This window comes from Bacillus sp. GMs2/2 (assembly GCF_050172095.1).
GTDB classification, from domain to species: Bacteria; Bacillota; Bacilli; order Bacillales; family Bacillaceae_G; genus Bacillus_A; species Bacillus_A cereus.
Genome location: NZ_JBNLYE010000536.1, coordinates 1 through 2157, shown reverse-complemented (window position 1 = coordinate 2157; position 2157 = coordinate 1). Strand labels below are relative to the sequence as shown.

Genomic DNA, 2157 nt, shown 5'->3' with positions numbered 1-2157 from the left:
GTCATCTTAACAATTGTTTGTCTCCTCCTTCTGATCATTTCTTATTCTTATTTTGAAAAGAACGACGAGACAAAACAAAATGAATCTGAAGAAAAAACAGAAAAAACATCTGCCCCAAATTGGATTGATAAGCAAACAAACGAATCTTTTTATCATCTTGTATTAGGTGATTCACTCGCTAAAGGATATGGATCGACACAAGGTGGATTTGCTGAATTAGCTTCTAAGCAAATAGAAGCACAAATTCATAAACCAATTACAGTAGAAAACCTTGGGGTAAACGGTCTTACAACAGATCGTCTCGCTAAAAAAGTTCAATCAGAAGATGTAAAGGAAAAAATTAGAGCAGCAAATATAATTACAATTAATATTGGAGGAAATAATTTATTTCGTTTAAATCGTGATGTTGGTGTTATAGATGGTATAAAAATGTTAAATAAAGAAAAAGCCCATTTTGAAGCGGATATAAAAAGTATTGTAAAGACAGTTCGAGATCAAAATCCGGACGCTTTACTCATTCTCTCAGAACTCTATAACCCGTTACAACTCGATGACTCCATCGCAAGTTATGCAGATATGTTTTTAGATGGCTGGAATGAATCTGTTTATTCCATTTCCAAAGCAAATCAACCATCTATCGTTTTACCAATTCGCAAATTAATATCGAATGATAAAAAAGAGTTATTATTTGACCAAGTACACCCAAATGATAACGGCTATGCAATTATTGCCAACACATTTACAAAGCAAGTGTTATCCTACAAATATTAAAGCGACCATGAAACAATTCTATTTTTATAACATGTCTTTTTTGTTACAATGATAGTGGAAGGGGGCCTTTATATGGAATCACGCGAGTGGGAACGTATTGTTGATCATCTTCTTTCGCTAGTGCCTCTTTTTTATCGCAAATTTATGCTTCCTGGAGAATTTTCTTCTCAAAGACATATGCCGCCATCACATACACAAGTATTACTGCTTTTGCATGAAAACGGCACATTAGCAGTTTCCGAAATCGGCAAGCGGCTAGCGATTTCACGGCCTAACATGACACCTCTATTAAACAAACTTATTCAAGAAGAACTAATAGAGCGTCATTATAGCGAAAAAGATCGACGGGTCATTTTAATTTCTCTAACAGCTGAAGGGAAATTATTAGTAAATCAGTATCAGCAATTCATTTTAGACAAACTAAAAGAAAATTTCCAAACATTATCTGAGGAAGAGCGCGAAAAGCTCATTCATTCTCTTCAAACCATTCAAAATTTAATTTTGAAAACAAACGTATAAAGCTGCTTCTAAATAGAAGCAGCTTTATGATTCGTAATAATTACCATAGTATACATTGGAATATGGCCATGTTGTTAAATATGGTTTTTTTTCCTGTGTAGGCTGTTGTGTTGGTAATTGTGGTATTTGTGATAATTGCTGTAATTGTTGTTGCCGATATAATTCGTATTGTCTACTCGTATCATAAACCGGATAATAATTTACATATGGATATACTTGAGGCACGTAATAATAATACATTATCCTCTCCTCCTTTTTCTTAAACATATTCAAAGGAGAAAATGAATGTGACATTGTTTATAATTGTACAAGTGGTTCTCTCACTCGTTTCTTCCTTTTCTTCAAACGTAACTTACGGTTCTTTTCGTATAAATAATGCACAACGAAATATGAAATGAGACCAAACACAACTCCTAAAATCGTCATTCCAATTAATACATACACTTCACTTTGTAATAAGCTCTTTAATATCGTAAAAATGTGACTTGAAAACAAGTCCGATATCGTAAATGGTTCATGATGAATTTTCTGTACATGAAATGGATAAATCATTTTTCCTAGCGCATACGCAAGCGGAAATAAAAATACTGGGAGAAACGATATTTTCCCAATAATATTGCCAATAACTGCCGCAGGAAAAGATCCCTTTGCTAACCTGACGATTGGATAAAATATTACATATACGAGCGATGCCGTATAAATGACTAACATTTCTAAGCCGAATCCTATAGCAAACCCTAACGATACTTTCTTTGCGCCTTCTGGCGATCGAAGCAACTTATAATATTGAAACTTTAATATTCTCCACATCCGCTGGAAAAACGAATATGTTTTCTTAGTTGTTTTCACCCTCATCATCTCTTTAAC

The 2157-nt window shown here is 33.8% G+C and carries 4 protein-coding genes; 2 read left to right on the top strand and 2 right to left on the bottom strand.

The genetic code is table 11. The features are described 5' to 3' along the window. Together ACQGS6_RS27085 and ACQGS6_RS27080 are read left to right on the top strand one after the other, a co-directional pair. The coding region (locus ACQGS6_RS27085) for a GDSL-type esterase/lipase family protein (protein WP_426965917.1) at positions 1 to 771 on the top strand (771 nt) is incomplete at its 5' end. 72 nt (positions 772 to 843) lie between these two features. Beyond that, complete coding sequence (locus ACQGS6_RS27080) at positions 844 to 1290, top strand: MarR family winged helix-turn-helix transcriptional regulator (RefSeq protein WP_000445819.1); 447 nt, start codon at positions 844 to 846, stop codon at positions 1288 to 1290. A 24-nt stretch (positions 1291 to 1314) separates the two neighbouring features. Here the strand turns inward: ACQGS6_RS27080 and ACQGS6_RS27075 are convergent, their stop codons facing one another. Together ACQGS6_RS27075 and ACQGS6_RS27070 are read right to left on the bottom strand one after the other, a co-directional pair. Further along, positions 1315 to 1530 (bottom strand): hypothetical protein, encoded by a 216-nt coding sequence (locus ACQGS6_RS27075; RefSeq protein WP_000291957.1) that lies wholly within the window; start codon positions 1528 to 1530, stop codon positions 1315 to 1317. 57 nt (positions 1531 to 1587) lie between these two features. Further along, the gene (locus tag ACQGS6_RS27070) at positions 1588 to 2148 is read right to left on the bottom strand and encodes a DUF2062 domain-containing protein (protein ID WP_002005691.1); all 561 of its coding nucleotides are present in this window, start codon (positions 2146 to 2148) and stop codon (positions 1588 to 1590) included. Positions 2149 to 2157 lie beyond the last annotated feature (9 nt).

Excerpts from the sequence above, each read along its gene's own strand:
- ACQGS6_RS27080 (WP_000445819.1), top strand. The coding sequence starts at position 844 with ATGGAATCACGCGAGTGGGAACGTATTGTTGATCATCTTCTTTCGCTA.
- ACQGS6_RS27075 (WP_000291957.1), bottom strand. The coding sequence starts at position 1,530 with ATGTATTATTATTACGTGCCTCAAGTATATCCATATGTAAATTATTAT.
- ACQGS6_RS27070 (WP_002005691.1), bottom strand. The coding sequence starts at position 2,148 with ATGATGAGGGTGAAAACAACTAAGAAAACATATTCGTTTTTCCAGCGG.